Origin of the sequence: Streptomyces sp. NBC_01298, assembly GCF_035978755.1 — a bacterium.
In the GTDB taxonomy this organism is placed as follows: Bacteria; Actinomycetota; Actinomycetes; order Streptomycetales; family Streptomycetaceae; genus Streptomyces.
The window spans coordinates 4031143-4052628 of the sequence record NZ_CP108414.1; the positions used below are offsets into that span (position 1 = coordinate 4031143).

Sequence of the window (21486 nt, forward strand, 5' to 3'; positions counted from 1 at the left end):
TCGGCTGCCCGGCCCCTCCTGTCCTGCGGTCCTGCGATCCTGCGGTCCTGCGGTCCTACGCGTCAGACTCCCGCGTACGAGTGCTTTCCGCTCAGCAGGATGTTCACGCCGTAGTAGTTCCAGATCCAGCAGGCGAACGCGAAGAGCGCGAGGTACGCGGCCTTGCGGCCCTTCCAGCCGGCCGTGGCGCGGGCGTGCAGGTAGCAGGCGTACGCCACCCAGGTCACGAAGGACCAGACCTCCTTGGGGTCCCAGCCCCAGTAGCGGCCCCACGCGTCGCCGGCCCAGATCGCGCCCGCGATGATCGTGAAGGTCCACAGCGGGAAGACCGCCGCGTTGATGCGGTACGAGAACTTGTCGAGCGAGGCCGCCGACGGGAAGCGCTCCATGACCGAGGTGGCGAACCTGCCCGGCTTGCCGCCCCGCTCGAGCTTGGCCTCGTAGGAGTCGCGGAAGAGGTACATGACCGCGCCGGCCGCGCCGATGTAGAAGACCGCACCGCAGATGATCGCGGTGGAGACGTGGATCAGCAGCCAGTACGACTTCAGGGCGGGGACCAGCTGGTCGCTGTCGGTGTAGAGCACCGTGGTGGCGATGCCCAGGTCGAGCAGGACCGTGGTGACCAGGAACAGGCCGAGCCAGCGGACGTTCTTCTTCAGCACCAGGAGCAGCAGGTACGCGCCGACGGCCACCGTGGAGAAGGTGATCGAGAACTCGTACATGTTGCCCCAGGGGGCCCGCTCCACCGACAGCGCGCGGGCGCCGACCCCGCCCGCCGCGAGGAGGAACCCGAGGGTGGTCAGCGAGACCGCGATGCGCCCGTACAGGTCGCCCTGGACGGTGCCGCCGGCCGCGCCGGGGCCGTCCGGGACGTCACGGGTGCCGGCGGCGCTGCGCGTGACCACCTTGGGCTTGTCGAGGACGGCGGTGCCGCTGCCCTTGCCCCGCACCTGCACGGCGGGGGCGGCGGCCTTGGCCGCGGCCTTGGCCGCGGCCCCGGTCTGGGTGAGCGCGGCGGCCGTACGGGCCACCTTGCTGCGGCTGCCGAAGATCCACTCGGCGATGTGGGCGAAGAAGGCGAGGGTGTAGACCGCCATGGACGCGTAGATCAGGTTGTTGCTGAGGTGAGCCAGGTTCTCGTTGGCTGCGGCCGCGAGCTGCATCACGCGCGCTCCCCTTCGACTTCTTCGGCAGGTTCTGCGGGTTCGGGATCGGAATCGGGTTCGGTATCGGCGGCAGGTGCCGCGGGCGCCGCGCTCGGCGCCTGCTCGTGGAGCGCGCCGGCCAGGACCGCCAGCTCCTCGGGGAGGTTGGCGGACTCGCTGCGGCCCAGGCCCGCCATCTCGACGACGGTCACGCCGTCCTTGCCGCGGGTCGCGCGCACCCAGATCCGGCGGCGCCGGATGAAGAGGGAGCCCGCGAGGCCCGCGATCGCGGCGACGGCGCCCGCGAGGGCGAGACCGCTGCCGGGCTGGTGGGTGATCGAGAAGGTCGCCCAGCGCTCGATGCCCTCGAACTTGACGGTGCCCTGGCCGCCGGGCAGTTCCATGGACTCGCCGGGCTTGAGCAGCTTCTTGAAGAGCTCGCCCTTCTCGTCCTTGAACATCTCCATCTTGGCCGTGTCGAGCTGGTAGACGTTCTGCGGCAGGCCGGAGTCCACGCCGAGGCTGCCGTGGTACGCGTTGAGCGTCATCGCCGGATTGTCCAGTTCCGGGAACTGGGAGAGCATCGTGCCCTTGCCCTGGCCGGCGTAGGTCGGGATGAACCAGGTCTGGAAGCCGAGCTGCTCGGACTTCCCGTCCTTGTTCTTGTACCCGTCGGTGACCTTGACGGCCCCGGAGGACGTGAGGTTGCCGTCCTGCGGCAGCATCGGCACGGCGTCCTTGTAGATCACCTTGCCGGTGGGGTCGGTCACCGAGATGACCGGCGCGAAGCCGTGGCCGAGCAGGTAGACCTTGGAGCCGTCCACCGCCAGGGGCTTGTTGACCTGGATCTCGCGCTTCTCCGGCTTGCCGTGCGCGCCGTCGCTGAAGGTGACGTACGCCTTGAAGTCGCGCGGGGTGCCCGTCTGCGGGCCCGTGCGCTCGAAGGTGGCGTCGAACTTGTCCAGGGTGAAGGAGAAGGGCGGCAGGTCGTCCGGGTCGAAGAGGCCGCCGGACTTGAAGTCGTCGTACTGGGTGAGCGTGTTCGAGAAGCCCTTGCCGCGCAGGACGAGCTTGCCGCCCTCGGACTTGAAGTACTGGCCCCAGGCGAAGGCGATCAGCATCACGATGAGCGCCACGTGGAACATCAGGTTCCCGGCCTCGCGCAGGTAGCCCTTCTCGGCCGAGACCGATCCCGACCCCTGTCCCCGCCCCGATCCCGCGCCGGCCTCCGTACGGAAGCGGCGGCGGCCGAGCAGGCCGCGCGCGGAGGCGAGCACCTCGTCCGGGGAGCTGTCGGTGCGCCAGGTCGTGTACGCGGGCATCCGGTCGAGCCGCTTGGGCGCGGCCGGCGGCCGGCCGGTGAGCTGGCCGACGAACTGCCAGGAGCGCGGCAGGATGCAGCCGATCAGCGAGATGAACAGCAGCAGGTAGATCGCGGAGAACCACACCGAGCTGTAGACGTCGAAGAGCTGGAGCTTCTCGGCGACGGTCACCCAGGAGGGGTGCTCCTTCTTCCAGCCGGCGACCTTCATCAGGTCGACCTGGTTCTGCGGGATCAGCGAGCCCGGGATGGACGCCAGCGACAGCAGGAAGAGCAGGATCAGCGCGACGCGCATGGAGGTGAGCTGCCGCCAGAACCAGCGGGCCCAGCCGAGCACCCCGATGCCCACGGGGCCGCCGGGGGCGTCCTCCAGGGGGGCGGTGGACAGCTGCGCGCCGGCGGCTGCCTCGGTGGAGGCCTCGGCTTCGGCGGCTGCCTCGGTGGAAGCTTCGGCTTCGGCAGCTGCTTCGGCGGCTGCCTCGGTGGCGGCGGAGTCGTGGGGCGCCTCGGGGGACGCCTTGTCGGTCGCAGTCATGTCCTCGTAGTCCTCAGATCCCCACCGTGAAGCCGTTGGTCCAGCTCTGCATTTCGCTGACGATGCTGCTCCACATTCCTGTGACGAGCAGCAGACCGGTCAGGATCAGCATGCCGCCGCCGATCCGCATCACCCACGCGTAGTGCTTCTTCACCCAGCCGAACGCGCCGAGCGCCTTGCGGAAGGCGAGCGCGGTGGCGATGAACGGCAGGCCCAGTCCCAGGCAGAACACGGTGGTCAGCAGGGCGCCCCGGCCGGCCGTGGCCTGGTCGATGGAGAGCGTGCCGACGGCCGCGAGGGTCGGGCCCATGCAGGGGGTCCAGCCGAGGCCGAAGAGCACTCCGAGCACGGGCGCGCCGATCAGCCCGACCGCCGGCCTCTTGTGGAAGCGGAACTCGCGCATCGTCAGGCCGGGGATGGCGCCCATGAAGAACAGGCCGAGCAGGATCACCAGGCCGCCCAGCACCCGGGAGATGACTTCCTTGTTCGCGTCGAGGGTCTGCCCGAAGTAGCCGAACAGCGCGCCGGTCGAGACGAACACGGAGGTGAAGCCGAGGACGAACAGGCTCGCGCCGCCCAGCATCCGGCCGCGCCGGGCCTCGGCGAGGTCGGCTCCGCCGACGCCGGTCACGTAGGACAGGTAGCCGGGGACCAGGGGGAGGACGCAGGGCGAGAAGAAGGAGACCAGCCCGGCGAGCAGGGCGATCGGCAGGGCGAGCAGCAGGGCGCCGTTGAGGACGGTCGTGTTCACGCCGGTCTGTTCGGCTGCGAGGACGACGTCGGAGAGGCCGGCGAGACCGGAGACCGGGGAGGGGCCCGCGAGTGCGGGGAGCGCGGTGACCACGAGGTCACTTCTCCGCGAGGAGCGGGTCGATCATCGAGCGCAGCTTCGCCTCGTTGACCGCGGCCAGGGTGCGGGCGGCGATCTTCCCGTCCTTGTCGAGGATGAGGGTGGAGGGGATGGCGTTCGGGTTGAGCGTGCCCTTGGGGAAGCGGAGCATCAGCTTGCCGTTCGGGTCGAAGAGGCTCGGGTAGGTGATCCCGTAGGTCTCTTCGAAGGAGGTCGCGGCCTGCTTGGTGTTGTCGCGGGTGTTGATGCCGACGAAGGCGACGGGCTGTCCGGCCGCCTCCAGCTCCTTGGCGACCTTCGCGAAGTACGGGGCCTCGGCCCGGCACGGCGGGCACCAGGAGCCCCAGACGTTGAGGACGACGACCTTGCCCTTGAGGGTGGTGGTGTCGAGCGTCTTGCCGTCGACCGTCTCCCCGTCGAGCTTGGGGGCGTCGGTGCGGTCGGCCTTGGCGACGGTGGCGATGCCGGTGGAGCCCACCACGTAGTTGCCTCCGGCGGACCCGGAGGATTTGCTGCCGCCGTCCGCATCGCCGCACGCCGTGAGGGTGAGTGCGCCGGCGAGGGTCACCGCGGTCAGCAGGGTGGCGCGGCCGCTGGTCGAGCGGCTGCGGCGGGGGGCGCGGCTAAGGCTCATGTGAAAAGTTTCGCATGTGCGGTTTGCGGATCTTCCGCACCCCCCGGGGGTCTGCCAATCCGCTGGTCAGGTGCCGACCCGGGCCCGGTCAGGCCGCCGTGAGATACGTGCCCCAGCCACCGGTCGGCGCCTGGCCGGGGCCGAGCGTGCGCAGCTTGTCCAGGACCTTGGGGTCCTGGACGTCCAGCCAGTCGGTGAACTGCCGGAAGGATACGAGTCGTACGTCCTTTTTGTCCGCCATGCCCTTGAGGGACTCCTCGACGGCGTCCATGTAGATGCCGCCGTTCCACTGCTCGAAGTGGTTGCCGATGAAGAGGGGCGCGCGGTTGGTCTCGTAGGCCCGCTTGAAGCCGCCCAGGTAGGCGGCGGTGGCCTGGGTGCGCCAGGCCGGGTAGTTGGACGGGACGCCCTTGGTGGTGTTCTTGGACTGGTTCGCGAGGATGTTGTAGTCCATCGACAGCACCTCGAAGGAGTGCCCGGGGAACGGGAGCGACTGCAGCGGCAGGTCCCACAGGCCGCCGCGCTTGACCGGCCACTGCTGGAGGCCGCCGGGCGAGCTGGAGTCGTAGCGCCAGCCCAGCTTCTTGGCGGTCGGCAGCAGGTTGTCCTGGCCGAGCAGGCAGGGGGTGCGGGCGCCGACCAGCTCCTTGCGGTAGTCGAAGGGCAGCGGGTCGAGGTCGGTCCAGCCGGTGTTGGTGCGCCAGTTGGTGACGAAGGACACGGCCTGGTCGATCTCGCTCTGCCAGTCCTCGGGGGTCCACCTGCCGACCGAGCCGGAGCCGCCGCAGAAGTGCCCGTTGAAGTGGGTTCCTATTTCGTGGCCGTCGAGCCAGGCCTCGCGCACGTACTTGAGGGTGTTGCGGACGTTCTCGTCCTTGAGGTACCCGATGTCCGAGGCGCCGACGGGGTTCTTCGGCGGCCGGTAGAGGCCCTTCTTCGACTCGGGCAGGAGGTAGATACCGGAGAGGAAGAAGGTCATCGCCGCGCCGTGGTCCTTGGCGAGCTTGAGGAAGCGGGGGAAGAGGCCGTTGCCGATCTCCCCCGCGCCGTCCCAGCTGAACACCACGAACTGGGGCGGGGTCTCGCCCGGCTGGAGGGGTACGGGGGCCGCCGGCTGGTGCGGCTGCGGCCCGGTGTCGGCGGTGGATCCGTCGCCGATGGGCTTGACCACCGGGCCGGACGGGGCGGCCGGGCCGCCCGGCGGCGTACCGCCCGACGGGTCGCCCGCTCCGGCGTTGCCCGCGTCGGACGGTCCGCCGACGCTGCAGCCGGCGATGCCGGCCGCGGCTGCGGCCCCAAGTCCGAGTCCGAGCACTCCTCTTCGGCTGAAGCCGCGCGTATCGCTCATAAAATGTCATACAAACGGACAATTTGATGAAGCGTAAGAGCGACACGGGCCAGTCGGCGTATTTGTATGAAATAAGGCCGAGTCTTGACCAGTCTTGACCAGTCTTGACCAACGGCACACGGTCCGGCCCCGACGACACAGGCCCGGCCCCACAGGGGCCGGGCCGTGCCGTCGGTACCGCCGGGGTCGGGGCCGGGGCCTACGCCCCGAACGCCTTGGACTTGCCCTTCACCGGCTTCGCCCCCGCGAGGAGGTGCGCCGGGACCAGGTCCCGGGCCGGCTCGCTGTAGCCCACCGACACCAGGGTGTCGCCCTGGTACGTGAACGAGGTCAGCGAGGCCAGCGTGCACTGGCGGCGGCGCGGGTCGTGCCACAGCCGCCGCTTCTCCGCGAAGCTCCGCACGATCCAGATCGGGAGCTGGTGGCTGACCGCCACCGCCTCGTGGCCGCGGGCCGCGTCACGGGCGGTCTCGATCGCGCTCATCATCCGCACGACCTGCTCGACGTACGGCTCGCCCCAGGACGGCTTGAACGGGTTCGTCAGGTGCTTCCAGTTCTCGGGCCTGCGCAGCGCGCCGTCGCCGACGCCGAAGGTCTTGCCCTCGAACACGTTGCCCGCCTCCAGGAGGCGGGCGTCGGTCGCCAGGTCCAGCCCGTGCGACTTCGCGATCGGCGCGGCCGTCTCCTGGGCCCGCTCCAGCGGGGAGGCCACGACGTAGGTCACGTCGCGGTTCTCCAGGTGCTCCGCGACCCGGTCCGCCATCCTGCGGCCCAGCTCGGAGAGGTGATAGCCGGCGCGGCGGCCGTACAGGACCCCGTCCGGGTTGTGCACCTCGCCGTGGCGCACCACGTGCACGACGGTGATCTCGTTGCCCGCACCAGCGGATCCCTCACCAGCGGATACGGCGCTCATGCGGTGGCCTCCGCGGCGGCCCGGGCGGCGGCCGGCAGGGCGGCCGCGATGCGCTCGATCGCCTTGTCGTCGTGGGAGGTGGACACGAACCACGACTCGAACGCCGACGGCGGCAGGTAGACGCCCTGCGCCAGCATCGAGTGGAAGAAGCCGTTGAAGCGGAAGGCCTCCTGCTTCTTCGCGTCGTCGTAGTTGCGGACCTCGTCCTCGGTGAAGAACACCGAGAACATGTTCGAGGCGGTCTGCAGCCGGTGCGCGACGCCCTCCTTGGTGAGCGCCTCGGTCACCAGCCCCTGGATCTGGAGCGACACGGCGTCGACCTTCTCGTACGCCGCCTCGTCCAGCAGCCGCAGCTGCGCCAGACCGGCGGCCGTGGCGATCGGGTTGCCGGACAGCGTGCCCGCCTGGTAGACGGGACCCGCGGGCGCCAGGTGGCCCATGACGTCCGCGCGGCCGCCGAACGCCGCCGCCGGGAAGCCGCCGCCCATGACCTTGCCGAAGGTCATCAGGTCGGGCGTGACCCCGTCCACGCCGTACCAGCCGGCGCGCGAGGTACGGAAACCCGTCATGACCTCGTCGGAGATGTACAGGGCGCCGTTCGCCCGGCACAGGTCGGCGAGCCCCTGGTTGAAGCCCTCCCCCGGGGTCACGACGCCCATGTTGCCGGGCGCGGCCTCGGTGATCACACAGGCGATCTCGCCGGGGTGCGCGGCGAAGGCCGCCCGCACCGCTTCGAGGTCGTTGTAGGGGAGCACGATCGTGTCCCCGGCCTGCGCGCCCGTCACCCCGGGGGTGTCCGGCAGCGCGAAGGTCGCGAGACCGGAGCCGGCGGCGGCCAGCAGCGAGTCCACGTGACCGTGGTAACAGCCGGCGAACTTCACGATCTTGGCGCGGCCGGTGAACCCGCGGGCGAGACGGATCGCGGACATGGTCGCCTCGGTGCCCGAGGACACCAGGCGGACCTGCTCCACGGGTGCGATCCGCGCGACGATCTCCTCGGCGAGCGCGACCTCGCCCTCACCGGGGGTACCGAAGGAGGTGCCGCGGACGACGGCGGCCTGAATGGCCTCCACCACGGCCGGGTGGGCGTGGCCGAGGATCATCGGCCCCCACGAGCAGACCAGGTCGACGTACTCGCGCCCGTCGGCATCGGTCAGGTACGGACCGGTACCGGACACCATGAACCTGGGCGTTCCGCCCACGGCACGGAAGGCGCGCACCGGAGAGTTCACGCCGCCAGGCGTCACGAGGGACGCGCGGTCAAAGAGAGTCTGCGAGACTTTGGCTTCATACGGGTACGGGTAGCTCACACCAGCCATGGTCTCATCAGGCCGCGACTGACTTGCGGACGGGCGTTTCACCGCGCCGCCCCGGGGGAGGTCACTGCCATGATGATCAGGCTGCGTGGCGGGGGTCACGGGGCCGGGGCAGGCAAGACACGTCGGGTGGAGATATGCAACGCGGTGGTGGACCGGGCGAGGGCACGGACGGCCTGGACCCGCAGCGCGCCCGGGAACGTCGCCGCGGCAAGCACCGCCGTCGTGCCACGGACGCGGCAGAACCCGTACCGGGCCCCACACGGGACCCCGACGGCCTCCCCAGGGGCCGCGGCATGGGCGTGACGTACAAGTACTTCGGCGCCCCCGACGGGGCCACGGCCGCGCGCGTCCCGGTGACGATGCGGCCGGAGGAGCTCGGCGGCGACGAGCTCGGCATGGGCGGCATGTTCACCAAGATCAAGCCGGAGACCGTCGCCGCGATGGTCCTGACCGGCATCGAGGGCATACCCCTGCACAAGGTGCCCCCGCTGGAGCTGGTCGTCCTGCACCCCGACTACGCCGTCGTGAAGCTCCCGATGACCGTCGTCGACCCGCTGCGCGGCATCGGCGAGGAATCGGTCGGCGCCGCCGCCTTCATCTGGTCCACGGTCCCCGACCGCGGCGGCCCCCGCGACGCCTTCAACGTCTACCAGCTCCTCCACGAATGGCAGGATTTCAGCCACCGCCTGCACGAAGCCGGGCACCAGCCGTACTGCCTCGTCTGGCCCTGACCGGGCCTTCCCTCCCTGCGGGCGGCCCTCCACGAGGGCTCCCCGGCCCCGCCCGGAATCAAGGGGCGCGGCCGTACAACCCGGCGGGGTGCTCGGGTGTCTCCCTTGCGAGTAACTGCCTTTCGCCCAGGGGGATCCGTGCACCTGTCCGCTTCCGTCCGTCCCGCACGCGGCGCGCGCCGCCGCGGCCTGTCCGCGCTGGTCGTCGCCGCCGTCGTGGCCGGCACCGCCCCGGCACTGGCCGGCACCGCCCACGCGGCGGTCCTGCCGCCGTGGACCGCGGGAACCAGCGTCACCCCAAAGATGATCTTCAGCGACAGCCAGGCACTGGTACGGACCGACGACGGCACCGACGTCGTCCTCTACCACCAGGAGCTGGGCTCCGACCGCGCCCTGTACGCGGCGGTCCGCCCGGCCGGCACCGGGGCCTGGGGAGCCCCGGTCCTGCTGTCCGTCAAGGCACCGATCTCCGGCGAGGGCCGCCTCGCGGTCGTCGGGAACAAGGTGGTCGCCGCCTGGACCGACTACCCGGCGAGCAGCATCGGCGACGGGGGCACGACCCCGGGCCGGGTCGTCACCGCCACCCTCGACCAGGGCACCTGGTCGGAGCCCACCGTCCTGCTCGGCACGGACCAGAGCCGCCGCCCGTCCGCGCCCGACCTGGCCGCCGGCGCGGACGGCACGATCCTCATCACCTGGCAGCAGCGCAGGCCGAACGGGACCGAGTCCTCGGTCTGGGCCGCCACCCGCTCCGGCGCGGGCGCCTGGTCCGCCCCGGCCCAGGTCAGCAACGCGGCCGGGGACGACGACGCCGGGGCCGACCGCCCCCAGGCCGCCGTGGACGCCAAGGGCACCCCCGTGGTCGCCTTCCACCAGCAGACCCAGGACGGCGGCTCCAGCATCCGTACGTCCACACTGCCCGCGGGCGCCTCCGCCTGGCCCCGGCCCACCGCGGTCGCCGAATCCGCCTCAGCCGAACTGGGCGCGCCCGCCCTGACCGGCTCCGCCTCCGGCACCGTGGCCCTCACCTGGTCCGAGCCGCGCCCCGCGCAGGGCGACCGGCTGCTGCGCACCGCCACCGCCGCCGACGCGTCCGCCGCCTGGAGCACGGCGGAGCCGCTCGCCGTCGCGGCGGCCCTGCAGGAGACCCCCGAGCCGCTGATCGAGCCCGACGGCGACGTGACCCTGGTCTGGAACGGCGGCCCGGACCGCGGCACGGGCCGCATCCGCTCCGCCACCCTCGGCCACACCGACCGCCACTGGTCGGCCGTCGCCACCGTCTCCGCCAAAGACCACTCGATCAACGCCGAAGACCACTCCGTGTCCCTGGGCAAGGACGGCACCGTCTGGGTGACCTGGGCGCACAGCGCCGACCGCGAGGAGATGCGCCAGGCACGCCTCAAGGACGGCGTGTGGAGCGGCAGCGGCAGGCTGTGGAACTCCAGCGCCGACAGCGTCAAGGGCCTGATCGCCGCCGGCCCGGACGGCAGCGCCACCGCCGTCTGGGACCGCAACGGCGAAGGCGACATGGGGCTGCTGAGCGCCCACACCACGGACGCCCCGGTGACCGTCGTCAGCTCCTCCGCCGAGGCGGAGTACGACCACGCCGGCGGCTCCTGGCGCGCGCGGTGGCAGCTCAGCCGCCCCGTCTCCTCCTGGACCCTGACCCTCACCGAAGCGACCGGGACCTTCAAGCGCACCGTCAAGGGCGGCGCGACGCTGAGCCCCGCGCTGTCGTGGGACGGCTACGGCGACGACGCGGCCGCCGTCGCCGCCCCCAACGGCCCGATGGCGTGGACCCTCACGGCCACGCCGTACGCCGGGGACACCAGCACGCGGACCCTGGCCACGGGCACCGTCACCGTCGTCAACGGCACCGCCCCCCTCCGCGACCAGGGCAGCGCCACCGGCCGGCCCGACGGCATCGGCGACGCGTTCGTCCTGACCGCCAGCGGCGGCATCCGCTCGATCTACGGGGACCGCGCCACCGGCGCCTTCAAGGGCTCCGCCACCGGCTACGGCTGGGCCGCCGGCACCCTGCCCATCCCGGTCAAGGACGCGAACGGCGACCGCTGCAACGACCTGCTGGTCCGCGACTCCAAGGGCGAGCTCCGCCGGTACACCCCCGCCTGCGGCCGGACCGTCACGCCGAAGACCAGCCACAAGCTCATCGGCGGCGGCTGGAACCAGTACGACGTGCTGACCTCCCCCGGCGACGTCGCCGGCGGCGGCCCGGCCGAACTCGTCGCCCGCAACGCCTCGACCGGCGCCCTGTACCGCTACGCCCGCGCCACGGACGGCACCCTCGCCCCGCGCGTGCTGATCCCCGGCTCGTACAAGGGCTACAAGAAGATCCTCGGCGCCGGCGACCTCAACGGCGACCGGTTCGGCGACCTGATCCTCCAGGACAAGTCCAACCGCCTGTGGCGCATGAACGGCACCGCCAAGGGCAGCTTCACCGCGCCGGTGAAGCTCTCCGACAGCTGGGGCTCGACCTACGACTCCGTGGTCGCCGCCGGCGACCTGAACGGCGACGGCCGCGCGGACCTGCTGGCCCGGGACACCTCCGGCACCGTCTGGCGGATCCCCGGCACCGGCAAGGGCACCTTCGGCAGCCGCGTGAAGGTCGCCACGGGCTGGCAGGTCTACAAGGGCCTGTACTAGGAGGGCCCGCACTAGGAGGGCCCGCACAAGGAGGGCAAGAGCCCCGCTCCACCAGGTGCGGGGCTCGATTCGACGGGGTGGGGGGAGCGCTCATGCGTCTGCGTCACGGATGGCGAGCCGCTGTGGGGACGGCGCTGCTGCTGGGCACGGCCGCGACCGCGGCGGGATGCTCCGGAGGGGCCGGGCCCTCCGGAGCATCCGGGAGCTCTCCGGTTCCGACGGCCGCGCCGTCGTCCGCGCCCGCCACTGCGCCGGCCGGCACCCCGTCGCCTGCGGAAGCGAACCCGTCGGCGGTCGCCGACCGAGCCCGGAACGCGTTGCGGACGGCACGTTCCACGGGGCCCTCGGGCCCCGACGCCCCGGGCGACCAGGGCTTCCTGCTGATCCGGGCGTCGCCCGCCGGCGCCACCTTCGTGTGGGAGACCGCCTCGGGGCGGCAGTGCTGGGCCGCGGTCAACGGAGCCTTGGTCTCCGAGCTGGCCTGCACGAACGAGCCGGTGCCGGTCAAGTCGCCGGCCGGGATCACCGACCTGGGGACCCTCTTCCCCGACGACGGCTGGATGCGGCTCTTCGCCGCCGACCACCAGCTGGTGGTCGGAGCGAACTGCGGCGGCCGGCCCGTCGAGGTCCTCCGGGCCGGCACCGCCGCGGGCGGCGCCCGGACGCTGTACGCCGTGTGGTTCCCGGACTACACGAAGGGCGCCATCGGGCTCCGGCTGAGCCGCGCGGGCACGGTGTCCGAGGACCGGCTGGCCCTCGGGGACGCCGGCGAATCCAGCTGCGACCCGGCCCCGGCCCCGGCCCCCGCCGCGTAGCCGGGGCGGGGACGGGCCCGACCCGCTCCGGCCGGGGTCCGGTGGGGTCAGGCCGTCAGGATGATGCGGCCGCGCGTGCCCGGGTCCGCGAGGTGGGCGTGGGCCTTGGGGGCCTCCGCCAGGGGGAAGGTGCGCGCCACCCTGAGCGTCAGCTCACCCGCGTCGACCAGCGTCACCAGGCGGGCCAGGTGCGCGCCGTCCGCCGCCACCTCCTGCTCCACCACGCGGACGCCGCGCTCCGGCGCCGGGGCCGCGTGGGGGATCAGGCCGACGTAGGAGCCGCCGTCCCGGACGAGGGCCAGGGCCGGGCCGCCGAGCACCGCCGTGTCCACGACGCCGTCCACGCTGCCCGCGGCCGGAGCCGAGCCGCGCGGGACGAAGTGGGCCGCGCCCAGGGACCGTACGAGTTCCTCGTCATCGGCTCCCGCCAGGGCCGTCACCACGTAGCCCGCCCGCGCCGCCAGCTGGACCGCGAGCCCGCCCACCGCTCCCGCCGCGCCGGTGACCAGGACCGTGGCCCCGGCCGGGAGTTCCAGCAGGTCCACCGCACGGGCCGCGGTCAGGCCGCTCAGCGGCAGGGCCGCCGCCGTCACCTGATCGACCGTGACGGGGGCCGCAGCGAGCGCCGACGCGTCGAGCACCGCGTACTCCGCGTGCGTACCGAGCGGCTTGACCGGCCCGTAGTGCAGGCCGACCACCCGGTCGGACACCGCCCAGCCGGCCACGTCCGCGCCGAGTTCGTCGATCTCGCCCGCCACGTCCCAGCCGAAGCCGAGCCGCTGCCCCTCGCCGCCGAAGACCCCGGCCCGTACCGCGCCGTCGACCGGGTTCAGACCGGCCGCCCGGACCCGTACCCGGACCTGCCCGGCGCCCGGCCGCGGGACCGGCACCCGTACGATCTCCACCCGCTCGGGGCCGCCGAAGCCCTCGGCCACCGCCGCCGCCATCGTCGCCGTCGCCGTCGCCTGGCCGGTCGTCTGCTTGGTCTCGCTCATCGCCATCGCCTCTTCCGCGGGCTCGCTCTCTCGTTCCGGTGTTCCCGGTGAGAACCAACCTAAGGAGAGCTACTCTCTATTGGTAAGTACGTACCTCGAAGTGCGTACCCGACCCGGAAGTGGGGCACCCATGGCCACCCGTACCGCCGAAGCCCGCCGCGAAGAGGCCCGCGAGTCCTACGACGCCTTCCTCAAGGAGTGCCCCACCAGCCAGCTCCTGGCCCGCATCAGCGACAAGTGGGTCGGCCTCATCGTCAGCGCGCTCACCCAGGCCGAGGACCGCACCATGCGCTACAGCGAGCTCGGCCGCAAGATCCCCGGCGTCAGCCAGAAGATGCTGACCCAGACCCTGCGCTCCCTGGAACGCGACGGCCTCGTCGCCCGCACCGTCACACCCACCGTCCCCGTCCGCGTCGACTACCGGCTCACCGAACTCGGCGCGAACCTGGGCTGCCTCCTCAGCTCCGTGAAGGAATGGGCCGAGAACCACTTCGACCAGGTCAACGCCCACCGCGAACTGCACGACGCGGTGGCCGCGGGCACGGATGCGGACTCGGACACGGATGCGGACACGAATCCGACCACGAACGCGAACGCGCGCGCGGGGGTGTAAATCCCCCGCCTCGCCTCGCCCCGCGATGGCATGCTGACCCCGTGAACGGACCCGGAATTCAGCTCACCCTCGCCCCCGACCTGCACGTGTTCGCCGCGCCCGCGCGCCGCGGCACCCGCGTACCGACCACCACCGACGGCGTCTCCAGCCTCGGCCACGTCGTCGAATCGGCCGGCGTCCCCCTCACCGAAGTCGGCCGGATCCTCGTCGACGGCGCCGAAACGCCCCTCGCCCACGTACCCCGGGCCGGCGAATCCGTCGAAGTCTTCGCCGTCGACCGCCCCCAGCACCTCCCCGGCGTCCCCGGCACCACCCCGCTGCGCTTCCTCCTCGACGTCCACCTCGGCACCCTCGCCCGCCGCCTGCGGCTGCTCGGCGTGGACGCCGCGTACGAGAACGAGGACATCGGCGACCCGGCCCTGGCCACCCGCTCCGCCGCCGAGCAGCGCGTCCTGCTCTCCCGCGACCGCGGACTGCTGCGCCGCCGCGAGCTGTTCGCCGGCGCGTACGTCTACAGCGACAACCCCGACGAGCAGGTCCGCGACATCCTCGGCCGGTTCGCCCCGGCCCTCGCGCCGTGGACCCGCTGCACCGCGTGCAACGGGACCCTGCGCGAGGCCGACAAGGACAGCGTCGGCGACCGGTTGGAGAGCGGCACGCAGCGCTCGTACGAGGTCTTCGCCCAGTGCGCCGACTGCGAGCGCGTCTACTGGCGCGGCGCCCACCACGCCCGGCTGGAGCGGATCGTCGACGAGGCCGTGGCCGAGTTCGGCGGCGTGGGCACGCCGTAGCGGCACGCACGCGGGCCCCGGCGGGCCCACCCCGGGCTCACGCGGACTCCCGCCGGGGTCACGCGGACTCACCTGGGCTCACGCGGAGTCGCCCGGGCTCACCCCACGCCCACCCGGGCCACCCGACCCACGCGGCCGACGCGGCCCACCCAGCCCACCCGGCCCACGCCTCAGAACGCGTACGTGTCCCCCGTGTCCAGGGCCAGCACCACGTGCTCGTTGTTGGTGTGGTTCCGGTCCGTCGCACCGCCGTTCCACCACGTGTCCACCCGCACCACCACCTCCGAAGCCGGCTCCTTCAGCCGCAGCACCAGCCCGATGTGCCGCCCCCGCCCGTGCAGCGGCAGCGCCCCGGTCTCGCACACCACCTCGCGCAGCCCGGCCCGCGCACAGCCCTCCGCCAGTTCCTGCCGGTCCGCGAGATCGGCCGACAGGCGCAGCCGTACGGTCGCGTTCGCCAGGGCGGACGGACCCTCGTTCTCCGGGACCAGCAGGATCCGCAGCCGGCCGCCATCCAGGGCGACCCGCCCGTGATAGGCCACATCGGCCTCCGGCCCGGCCCCGGCGAGGGCACTGCCCACGCCACTGCCCAGCCCGCCGAGCAGCACCAGCAGCCCGGCCATCACCACACTCCGTACGGCACCTCGGCGCACCGCGACCACCTCCACGCGCGGACGCTAGCCCTCCCGGCCGCCCGATGGTCGGACCATCACACGAACGAGGGCGAGCCCTGCCCCGCGCGGCCGGTGACCTGCGCGGGGACCGGCCTATGCTGGCCGGTAAGCACCGTACGAACAGACGACCACACGAACGCACGACCACACGAACGCACGAGGAGCCCGCATGAGCACGGCCACCCGAACCGCCGTAGTCACCGGCGCGAGCAGCGGCATCGGCGCGGCCACCGCCCGGCAGCTCGCCGCGGCCGGCTACCACGTCGTCCTCACCGCCCGCCGCAAGGACCGCATCGAGGCCCTCGCCGCCGAGATCCAGGCCGCCGGCCACTCCGCGGCCGCCCACGCCCTCGACGTCACCGACCGCACCGCCGTGGACGCCCTCGCCGCATCCCTCGACCGCTGCGACGTGCTCGTCAACAACGCCGGCGGCGCCATCGGAGCCGACCCCGTCGCCACCGGCGACCCCGCCGACTGGCGCACGATGTACGAGGTCAACGTCATCGGCACGCTCCACGTCACCCAGGCCCTGCTCCCGGCCCTGACCGCCTCGGGCGACGGCACGGTGGTCGTCCTCTCCTCCACCGCCGGCCACGCCACCTACGAGGGCGGCGCCGGCTACGTGGCCGCCAAGAACGGCGCCCGCGTCCTCGCCGAGACCCTCCGCCTGGAGATCGTCGGCCAGCCCGTCCGCGTCATCGAGATCGCCCCCGGCCTGGTCAAGACCGAGGAGTTCGCCAAGACCCGCTTCCGCGGCGACGCGGAGCGGGCGGAGAAGGTCTACGCCGGCGTGGCCGAGCCCCTCTCCGCCGACGACGTGGCCGACACCATCACCTGGGCGGTGACCCGTCCCAGCCACGTCAACATCGACCTCCTGGTGGTCCGCCCCCGCGCCCAGGCCTCGAACACGAAGCTCCACCGCGAGCTGTAACGGGACTCCGCTACTGCACCAGCCCGGCACTCTTCAGGTGCGGCATCAAGGCCGCCGGCTTCAGCCCGGCGGCCTTCGCCGCGTCCAGGGCCCGCTTCAGGTCCGCGCCGAGCGTCGGCGTGAAGTGCAGCAGCACGATGTCACCGGCGTTCAGCCGCGGCGTGGCCGGCGTCTCGCTCCACGTCGTGAAGTCGTGCGTCCACGTGATCAGCGCCTTGACCCCGCACGCCTTGGCGGCCAGCCGCACGTCGTCGTTGACGGCCCCGTACGGCGGCCGCAGCAGCTTCGGCTCCCGCCCGAAGGCCGCGGAGACCTGCTCCCCGGCCCCGCACACCTCGGCGTCCCTGCCGGCGGCGTCGAGCGTCGTCAGATCGGCATGATTGACGGTGTGGTTCTCCACACTCACCGACCGCCCCTGCGCGACCAGCCCGGTGAAGTACTGGGCGTCGTACGAGAACGCCCCCGGCAGCAGGAACAGCGAAGCGGGCACCCGCTGGTCGACGAGCGTCTGGGCGACAGCCGGATCGTGCGCCCACCCGTCGTCGATGGTGATGAACACGACCTTCTCGCTGGTCGGCACGTGCGATACGACGGGCGGCAGCCCGACGGCCCGCGAGCCGGCGGCAGCGGCCTGAGCGGTGGCCGGGGCGGCGGCCGGAGCGGCCCCCTCGGACGACCCGACGGCATCGGCCGCCTGAGCGGCACCAACGGTGAGCGACAACGACGCGAGCGCGGCAAGAACCGCACGGGATCTCCACATGCGGCACACCTTGGTCTAGACCAACTCCCGCCGTCAATCCCCTAGTGATCTGGGTTTGAGGTCTGGGCTCGCCCCATGAGTCGTGTTCTGTTTCAGATCTTGGGTTCTGCCTGACGGGGCGGGTTTCGGTCCGGTGTCCTGACGGGATGGGCGATAACAGGCTGCCGCCAGTGGTGCTGTCGGAAGCTGAGCGACTGACGTTGGAGAGCTGGGCCGGGCGGCGTTCAACTGCGCAGGGCCTGGCCCAGCGAGCGCGGATCGTGCTCGCGTGCGCACGAGGGTGGAACAACACCGTGGTCGCCGCGCGGTTGGACACTGAGCGCAAGACGGTAGCCAGATGGCGGTCCCGGTTCCTGCGGGACCGCCTGAACGGCCTGTCGGACGAGCCGCGGCCCGGGGTGCCGCGGACCATTACCGACGCCCAGGTCGAAGAGGTGGTGGTCCGCACCCTCGAACAGACACCTGCGGGCGGGACACACTGGTCGAAGCGGGAGCTGGCCAAGGTGGTGGGGATCTCCCCGGCGAGCGTGCTGAGGATCTGGCATGCCTTCGGCCTGCAGCCCTGGCGGACCGAGACCTTCAAGATCTCCCCGGACCCGTTCCTGATCGACAAGATCCGCGATGTCGTCGGCCTCTACCTCGCCCCGCCGGCGAACGCGGCCGTGTTCGCCGTGGACGAGAAACCGCAGATCCAGGCCCTGGAGCGGACCGCACCGGTCCTGCCGATGCTGCCCGGAGTCCCCGAACGGCGGAGCTTCGACTACGTCCGGCATGGCACCGTCGACCTGTTCGCCGCCCTGAACACCGCGACTGGCAGGGTGATCACGAAACTGTCCGCGCAGCACCGGGCTGTGGACTTCCGGGACTTCCTCGACGACATCGACCGCCAGACCGATCCGGGCCTGGCGGTCCACGTCATCTGCGACAACCTCTCTGCCCACAAGGCGCCGGTCGTGCGCAAGTGGCTCCTTGCGCATCCCCGGTTCCAGCTCCACTTCACTCCCACGTACTCGTCGTGGATCAACCAGGTCGAGCGGTGGTTTGCCGAGCTGGAACGACGCTGCCTCGAACGCGGAGTGTTCTGCTCACTCGACGACCTCAAGGCCGCACTCGAAGGCTGGATCGAGGTCTGGAACGACCAGGCCAGGCCGTTCAAGTGGACCAAGACCGCCGACCAGATCCTCGACCGCATCTGCCGCTACTGCGACAGGATCTCCAAACCAGGTCACTAGTAGGGAGTTCCTTCCACGGAAAGCAGCTCCGCACCAAGGGAGTTGACGGCCACCACACCGGCCACCCCCTGCACCGGAACCTCGATCACCCCCGCCACCACCCACCGCCGGTCCACGACCGTCCACCGCCGGTACGCCCCGCCCCCCACCCGAAAGGGAATGTGACACCCCACCATGCGTTCGAGTGAAGCCACCCCAAAGCCCAGATAGCGGCCGGAACCCCTACCACTACAGTTCCATCACCGAGCGCGTCCGGAGCACGAACTTCGCCGAAAGGCATCACTCGGCGACCTGGTCCGTCAGCTCGCTCGAAGCCCGGACCATCGTCAACGAGCTCGGCATTCCCTACGGCAAGAAGTCGCTGACCATCAAGCCGCCCAGCACGGACTTCTCGCGTCGCGACTACCTCCGCGGAATCATCGATGCGGACGGCTCCCTCGGCTGGACTGCCCAGGGATGGCCCTTCCTCTCCCTGGTTTCGGCCAGCACGGAAATCGCCACCTACCTGTGCAAGTACGGCAAGGACCTCACAGGAACAGAGCGCACGACCTCACGCAATACGCGAGACGGCGTCTACAACGTCTGCTACTACAAGGAGACGGCGCAGCAGCTTGCCGCGCACCTCTACTACGACGGCCGCCTCGCCCTCGAGCACAAGAAGGCCGAGGCGAACGCGATCCAAGGCTGGGTCCGTCCCGCGGACATGAAGATCGCCCCGCCGCGACGCCGCTGGACCGCGCAGGACGACCAGGAACTGGTCCGCCTCAACGACCCGGCCGCAGCAGCCACGGCACTGGACCGGACCGAACAGAGCTGCTCGATGCGCCTCTGGCGGATCCGCAGCGGACGCGTCGTCGTCCCACCGCAGTAGGTAGACACGGCAACGAGAGGGGCACCGCACATGCGGTGCCCCTCTCGCGTTCAGCCCTTGATGCAGACGACCTGCCGGAGCTTGGCGACGACCTCCACGAGGTCCCGCTGCTGCTCCATGACCTGCTCGATCGGCTTGTACGCCGCCGGGATCTCGTCCACGACGCCCAAGTCCTTACGGCACTCCACACCCTTGGTCTGGTCCGCCAGATCCTGGGCCGTGTACCGCTTCTTCGCCGCCGTCCGGCTCATCCGTCGGCCCGCGCCGTGCGAGGCCGAGTTGAAGGCGGCCTTGTTGCCTAGGCCCTTCACGATGTAGGTACCGGTCGCCATCGAGCCCGGGATGATCCCGTACTCGCCGCTGCCGGCGCGGATCGCTCCCTTGCGGGTGACCAGCAGGTCCACACCGTCGTACCGCTCCTCCGCCACGTAGTTGTGGTGGCAGCTGATCTCCTGCTCGAAGGAGACCTTCGCCTTCCGGAACTGTCGGCGGACGACCTCCTTCATGAGGCTCATCATCACCGCACGGTTGTACTTGGCGTACTCCTGCGCCCAGTAGAGGTCATGCCGGTACGCGGCCATCTCCGGCGTCGCCGACAGGAAGACCGCAAGGTCCCGGTCGATCAGCCCCTGGTTGTGGGACAGCCCTCGCGCGATGCCGATGTGGTGGTTGGCCAGTTCGTTGCCAATACCTCGGGACCCAGAGTGCAGCGTCAGCCACACTGCCCCATTTTGATCGATATTGACCTCAGAATGATGATTTCCCGCGCCAAGTGTCCCCATCTGCCGCAGCGCCCGCTCCCGCCGGAACTTCACCGCGTCCGCGACATAGTCGAACCGCTCCCACAGGTCCCCGAACCCCCGCTCCGAGAACCCGTACAGCCGCCCCGGATCCACCGCCTCCCGGTGCATCCCCGCCCCCACCGGGATCGCCTTCTCGATCTGCGAGCGCAGGCCCGACAGGTCGCCCGGGAGGTCGTTCGCGGTCAGCGAGGTCTTCACCGCCGACATGCCGCAGCCGATGTCCACGCCCACCGCCGCCGGACAGACCGCGTCCTTCATGGCGATGACCGAGCCGACGGTCGCGCCCTTGCCGTAGTGGACGTCCGGCATTACGGCGAGGCCCTTGATCCAGGGGAGGCCGGCGGTGTTCTGGAGCTGGCGCATCGCGCTGTCCTCGACCGACGCCGGGTCGGTCCACATCCGGATGGGAACCTGCGCCCCGGGAACTTCTACGTACGACATTTCACCCTCAACACCCCGTCAACACCACAAAAGTCTGAAAACGCAAAAAGCCTCGCTCATGGTCCTAAATACGACAGAGGACCGGCGCCGGCACCAGCGTGTGCGATAGACATTGTGTCCATCCGCGCCCGAGCCGCGGCAACGCATTTTCCCGAAGGGAGCCGGTGGAACGTGCAGCGCAAGACGGTACGAGTACGTGGAGTCCTGCCAGCCGTCGCGATGCTCGCCGCCCTCACGGCCGGCCTCACCGCCTGCACCGACGGCGGCGGCGGGATCGGAATCAACAGCGGCGACTCGAAGCCCGGCGGCAACCCCGGTACGACGCCCCAGCCCGGCAAGTACCGCAGCCTGCCCATGCCCTGCAAGGCCGTCGACGGCAAGAAGGTCAAGGCCATGCTCCCGGCCGCCGAGGGGCTCGCCCCCCAGGCCCTCGCAGCCCTCTACGCCGGGGTCGCGGACCCCTCCTACGACGCCGACCGGCGCGTCGGCTGCCGCTGGACCGCGCAGACCCCGAACGAGACCCGGCTGCTGTCGGTGGACTTCGAGCGCGTGGTCTCGTACGACCGGGCCACCACGAGCGACGACGACAAGGCGCGCCAGGTCTACGGCCGCCAGCTCACCGCCGCCAACCTGCCCGCCCCGGTGCCGTCGGCGAGCCCGACGCCGTCCGGAGCCGCGCCGTCCGGAGCCGCGCCGTCCGGGGCTCCGTCACCGACTGCGAGCGCGAGCGGGAGCGCCGCTCCGGGCGCGAGCACGAGCCCGAGTACGAGCCCGAGTACGAGCCCGAGCAGCAGTCCCTCCGCCCCGCCCGAGCTCGGTTCCCGCGTGCTCGACGGGCTCGGTGACGAGGCCTTCGTCGACGACAAGCTCGCCGCGGCCGGTGCCACCGCCGCGCGGGCGCGCACCGTCCGCATTGTGTTCCGTACCTCGAATGTCATCGTCACCGTCGAGTACAGCGTCCAGCCCGCGCTCCCCGGCACGGTCCCGCCCAGCGGTGAAACCCAGGACAGGGCAAGGCAGTTGGCGCAGGCGCTCGTGGAGCGGTTCGACGACTAGCCGGCCTCGGCCCAGGGGGGCGTACGGGGCCGCCGTGACGGCGC

The 21486-nt window shown here is 71.6% G+C and carries 19 protein-coding genes and 1 pseudogene; 9 read left to right on the forward strand and 11 right to left on the reverse strand.

All coding sequences use genetic code 11. The features are described 5' to 3' along the window. Positions 1–62: 62 nt before the first annotated feature. The 7 genes from ccsB to hemL form a co-directional block, all read right to left on the reverse strand. Positions 63–1163 carry a c-type cytochrome biogenesis protein CcsB gene (gene ccsB / locus OG730_RS18160; RefSeq protein ID WP_327309317.1) on the reverse strand — a complete coding sequence of 367 codons (1101 nt, stop codon included), beginning with the start codon at positions 1161–1163 and terminating at the stop codon, positions 63–65. Then, the gene (gene resB / locus OG730_RS18165; RefSeq protein ID WP_327305213.1) at positions 1163–3001 is read right to left on the reverse strand and encodes a cytochrome c biogenesis protein ResB; all 1839 of its coding nucleotides are present in this window, start codon (positions 2999–3001) and stop codon (positions 1163–1165) included. The genes ccsB and resB overlap by 1 nt, the downstream gene beginning before the upstream one ends. 13 nt (positions 3002–3014) lie before the next feature. Next, positions 3015–3752 (reverse strand): cytochrome c biogenesis CcdA family protein, encoded by a 738-nt coding sequence (locus tag OG730_RS18170; RefSeq protein WP_327309318.1) that lies wholly within the window; start codon positions 3750–3752, stop codon positions 3015–3017. 97 nt (positions 3753–3849) lie between these two features. Continuing rightward, positions 3850–4485, reverse strand: a complete 636-nt coding sequence (locus OG730_RS18175) for a TlpA family protein disulfide reductase (protein WP_327305214.1) — start codon at positions 4483–4485, stop codon at positions 3850–3852. An 88-nt stretch (positions 4486–4573) separates the two neighbouring features. Further along, entirely contained in the window at positions 4574–5833 is a 1260-nt protein-coding gene (locus OG730_RS18180) for a polysaccharide deacetylase family protein (RefSeq protein WP_327305215.1), read from the reverse strand. Positions 5834–6032: 199 nt separating this feature from the next. Further along, positions 6033–6746, reverse strand: coding sequence for a histidine phosphatase family protein (locus OG730_RS18185; RefSeq protein WP_327305216.1), 714 nt, complete (start codon positions 6744–6746; stop codon positions 6033–6035). After that, complete coding sequence (gene hemL / locus OG730_RS18190; protein ID WP_327305217.1) at positions 6743–8065, reverse strand: glutamate-1-semialdehyde 2,1-aminomutase; 1323 nt, start codon at positions 8063–8065, stop codon at positions 6743–6745. The genes OG730_RS18185 and hemL overlap by 4 nt, the downstream gene beginning before the upstream one ends. A gap of 293 nt (positions 8066–8358) precedes the next feature. Between hemL and OG730_RS18195 the strand changes: the two genes are divergently transcribed. The 3 genes from OG730_RS18195 (at position 8359) to OG730_RS18205 (ending at position 12275) form a co-directional block, all read left to right on the forward strand. Continuing rightward, positions 8359–8796: a hypothetical protein gene (locus OG730_RS18195; protein WP_008738524.1), complete on the forward strand. Its 438-nt coding sequence runs from the start codon at positions 8359–8361 to the stop codon at positions 8794–8796. Positions 8797–8934: 138 nt separating this feature from the next. After that, positions 8935–11460: an FG-GAP repeat domain-containing protein gene (locus OG730_RS18200; protein WP_327305218.1), complete on the forward strand. Its 2526-nt coding sequence runs from the start codon at positions 8935–8937 to the stop codon at positions 11458–11460. A gap of 317 nt (positions 11461–11777) precedes the next feature. Further along, positions 11778–12275 carry a hypothetical protein gene (locus tag OG730_RS18205; protein WP_327305219.1) on the forward strand — a complete coding sequence of 166 codons (498 nt, stop codon included), beginning with the start codon at positions 11778–11780 and terminating at the stop codon, positions 12273–12275. A gap of 47 nt (positions 12276–12322) precedes the next feature. Here OG730_RS18205 and OG730_RS18210 read toward each other — a convergent pair whose 3' ends face one another. After that, a complete protein-coding gene (locus OG730_RS18210; RefSeq protein ID WP_327309319.1) occupies positions 12323–13222 on the reverse strand; it encodes an NADP-dependent oxidoreductase in 900 nt (299 codons plus the stop codon). 178 nt (positions 13223–13400) lie between these two features. On the opposite strand from OG730_RS18210, the pseudogene OG730_RS18215 reads away from it, so the two are divergent. Continuing rightward, a pseudogene (locus OG730_RS18215) lies at positions 13401–13808 on the forward strand (winged helix-turn-helix transcriptional regulator); the annotation flags it as partial. Positions 13809–13924: 116 nt separating this feature from the next. Beyond that, entirely contained in the window at positions 13925–14674 is a 750-nt protein-coding gene (locus OG730_RS18220) for a Mut7-C RNAse domain-containing protein (RefSeq protein ID WP_327305220.1), read from the forward strand. Between the two features lie 170 nt (positions 14675–14844). Here the strand turns inward: OG730_RS18220 and OG730_RS18225 are convergent, their stop codons facing one another. Next, the gene (locus tag OG730_RS18225; RefSeq protein ID WP_327305221.1) at positions 14845–15342 is read right to left on the reverse strand and encodes a hypothetical protein; all 498 of its coding nucleotides are present in this window, start codon (positions 15340–15342) and stop codon (positions 14845–14847) included. A 175-nt stretch (positions 15343–15517) separates the two neighbouring features. Here OG730_RS18225 and OG730_RS18230 point away from each other — a divergent pair, with 175 nt between their 5' ends. Continuing rightward, positions 15518–16279, forward strand: coding sequence for an SDR family NAD(P)-dependent oxidoreductase (locus tag OG730_RS18230; RefSeq protein ID WP_327305222.1), 762 nt, complete (start codon positions 15518–15520; stop codon positions 16277–16279). Positions 16280–16289: 10 nt separating this feature from the next. Here the strand turns inward: OG730_RS18230 and OG730_RS18235 are convergent, their stop codons facing one another. Continuing rightward, on the reverse strand, positions 16290–17039 hold the full coding sequence (locus OG730_RS18235; RefSeq protein ID WP_327305223.1) for a polysaccharide deacetylase family protein: 750 nt from the start codon (positions 17037–17039) through the stop codon (positions 16290–16292). Positions 17040–17185: 146 nt separating this feature from the next. Here OG730_RS18235 and OG730_RS18240 point away from each other — a divergent pair, with 146 nt between their 5' ends. Both OG730_RS18240 and OG730_RS18245 read left to right on the forward strand, forming a co-directional pair. After that, on the forward strand, positions 17186–18271 hold the full coding sequence (locus OG730_RS18240) for an IS630 family transposase (protein ID WP_327303547.1): 1086 nt from the start codon (positions 17186–17188) through the stop codon (positions 18269–18271). A gap of 184 nt (positions 18272–18455) precedes the next feature. Beyond that, complete coding sequence (locus tag OG730_RS18245; protein ID WP_327305224.1) at positions 18456–19142, forward strand: hypothetical protein; 687 nt, start codon at positions 18456–18458, stop codon at positions 19140–19142. A 50-nt stretch (positions 19143–19192) separates the two neighbouring features. On the opposite strand, the gene OG730_RS18250 is transcribed toward OG730_RS18245, so the two are convergent. Next, complete coding sequence (locus tag OG730_RS18250) at positions 19193–20386, reverse strand: RtcB family protein (protein ID WP_327305225.1); 1194 nt, start codon at positions 20384–20386, stop codon at positions 19193–19195. 171 nt (positions 20387–20557) lie between these two features. Between OG730_RS18250 and OG730_RS18255 the strand changes: the two genes are divergently transcribed. After that, positions 20558–21442 (forward strand): DUF3558 domain-containing protein, encoded by an 885-nt coding sequence (locus OG730_RS18255; protein WP_327305226.1) that lies wholly within the window; start codon positions 20558–20560, stop codon positions 21440–21442. Positions 21443–21486 lie beyond the last annotated feature (44 nt).

Excerpts from the sequence above, each read along its gene's own strand:
- ccsB (WP_327309317.1), bottom strand. The coding sequence starts at position 1,163 with ATGCAGCTCGCGGCCGCAGCCAACGAGAACCTGGCTCACCTCAGCAAC.
- OG730_RS18250 (WP_327305225.1), bottom strand. The coding sequence starts at position 20,386 with ATGTCGTACGTAGAAGTTCCCGGGGCGCAGGTTCCCATCCGGATGTGG.
- OG730_RS18240 (WP_327303547.1), top strand. The coding sequence starts at position 17,186 with ATGGGCGATAACAGGCTGCCGCCAGTGGTGCTGTCGGAAGCTGAGCGA.
- OG730_RS18210 (WP_327309319.1), bottom strand. The coding sequence starts at position 13,222 with ATGGCGGCGGCGGTGGCCGAGGGCTTCGGCGGCCCCGAGCGGGTGGAG.
- OG730_RS18180 (WP_327305215.1), bottom strand. The coding sequence starts at position 5,833 with ATGAGCGATACGCGCGGCTTCAGCCGAAGAGGAGTGCTCGGACTCGGA.
- OG730_RS18235 (WP_327305223.1), bottom strand. The coding sequence starts at position 17,039 with ATGTGGAGATCCCGTGCGGTTCTTGCCGCGCTCGCGTCGTTGTCGCTC.
- OG730_RS18230 (WP_327305222.1), top strand. The coding sequence starts at position 15,518 with ATGAGCACGGCCACCCGAACCGCCGTAGTCACCGGCGCGAGCAGCGGC.
- OG730_RS18175 (WP_327305214.1), bottom strand. The coding sequence starts at position 4,485 with ATGAGCCTTAGCCGCGCCCCCCGCCGCAGCCGCTCGACCAGCGGCCGC.
- hemL (WP_327305217.1), bottom strand. The coding sequence starts at position 8,065 with ATGGCTGGTGTGAGCTACCCGTACCCGTATGAAGCCAAAGTCTCGCAG.
- OG730_RS18185 (WP_327305216.1), bottom strand. The coding sequence starts at position 6,746 with ATGAGCGCCGTATCCGCTGGTGAGGGATCCGCTGGTGCGGGCAACGAG.
- OG730_RS18195 (WP_008738524.1), top strand. The coding sequence starts at position 8,359 with ATGGGCGTGACGTACAAGTACTTCGGCGCCCCCGACGGGGCCACGGCC.
- resB (WP_327305213.1), bottom strand. The coding sequence starts at position 3,001 with ATGACTGCGACCGACAAGGCGTCCCCCGAGGCGCCCCACGACTCCGCC.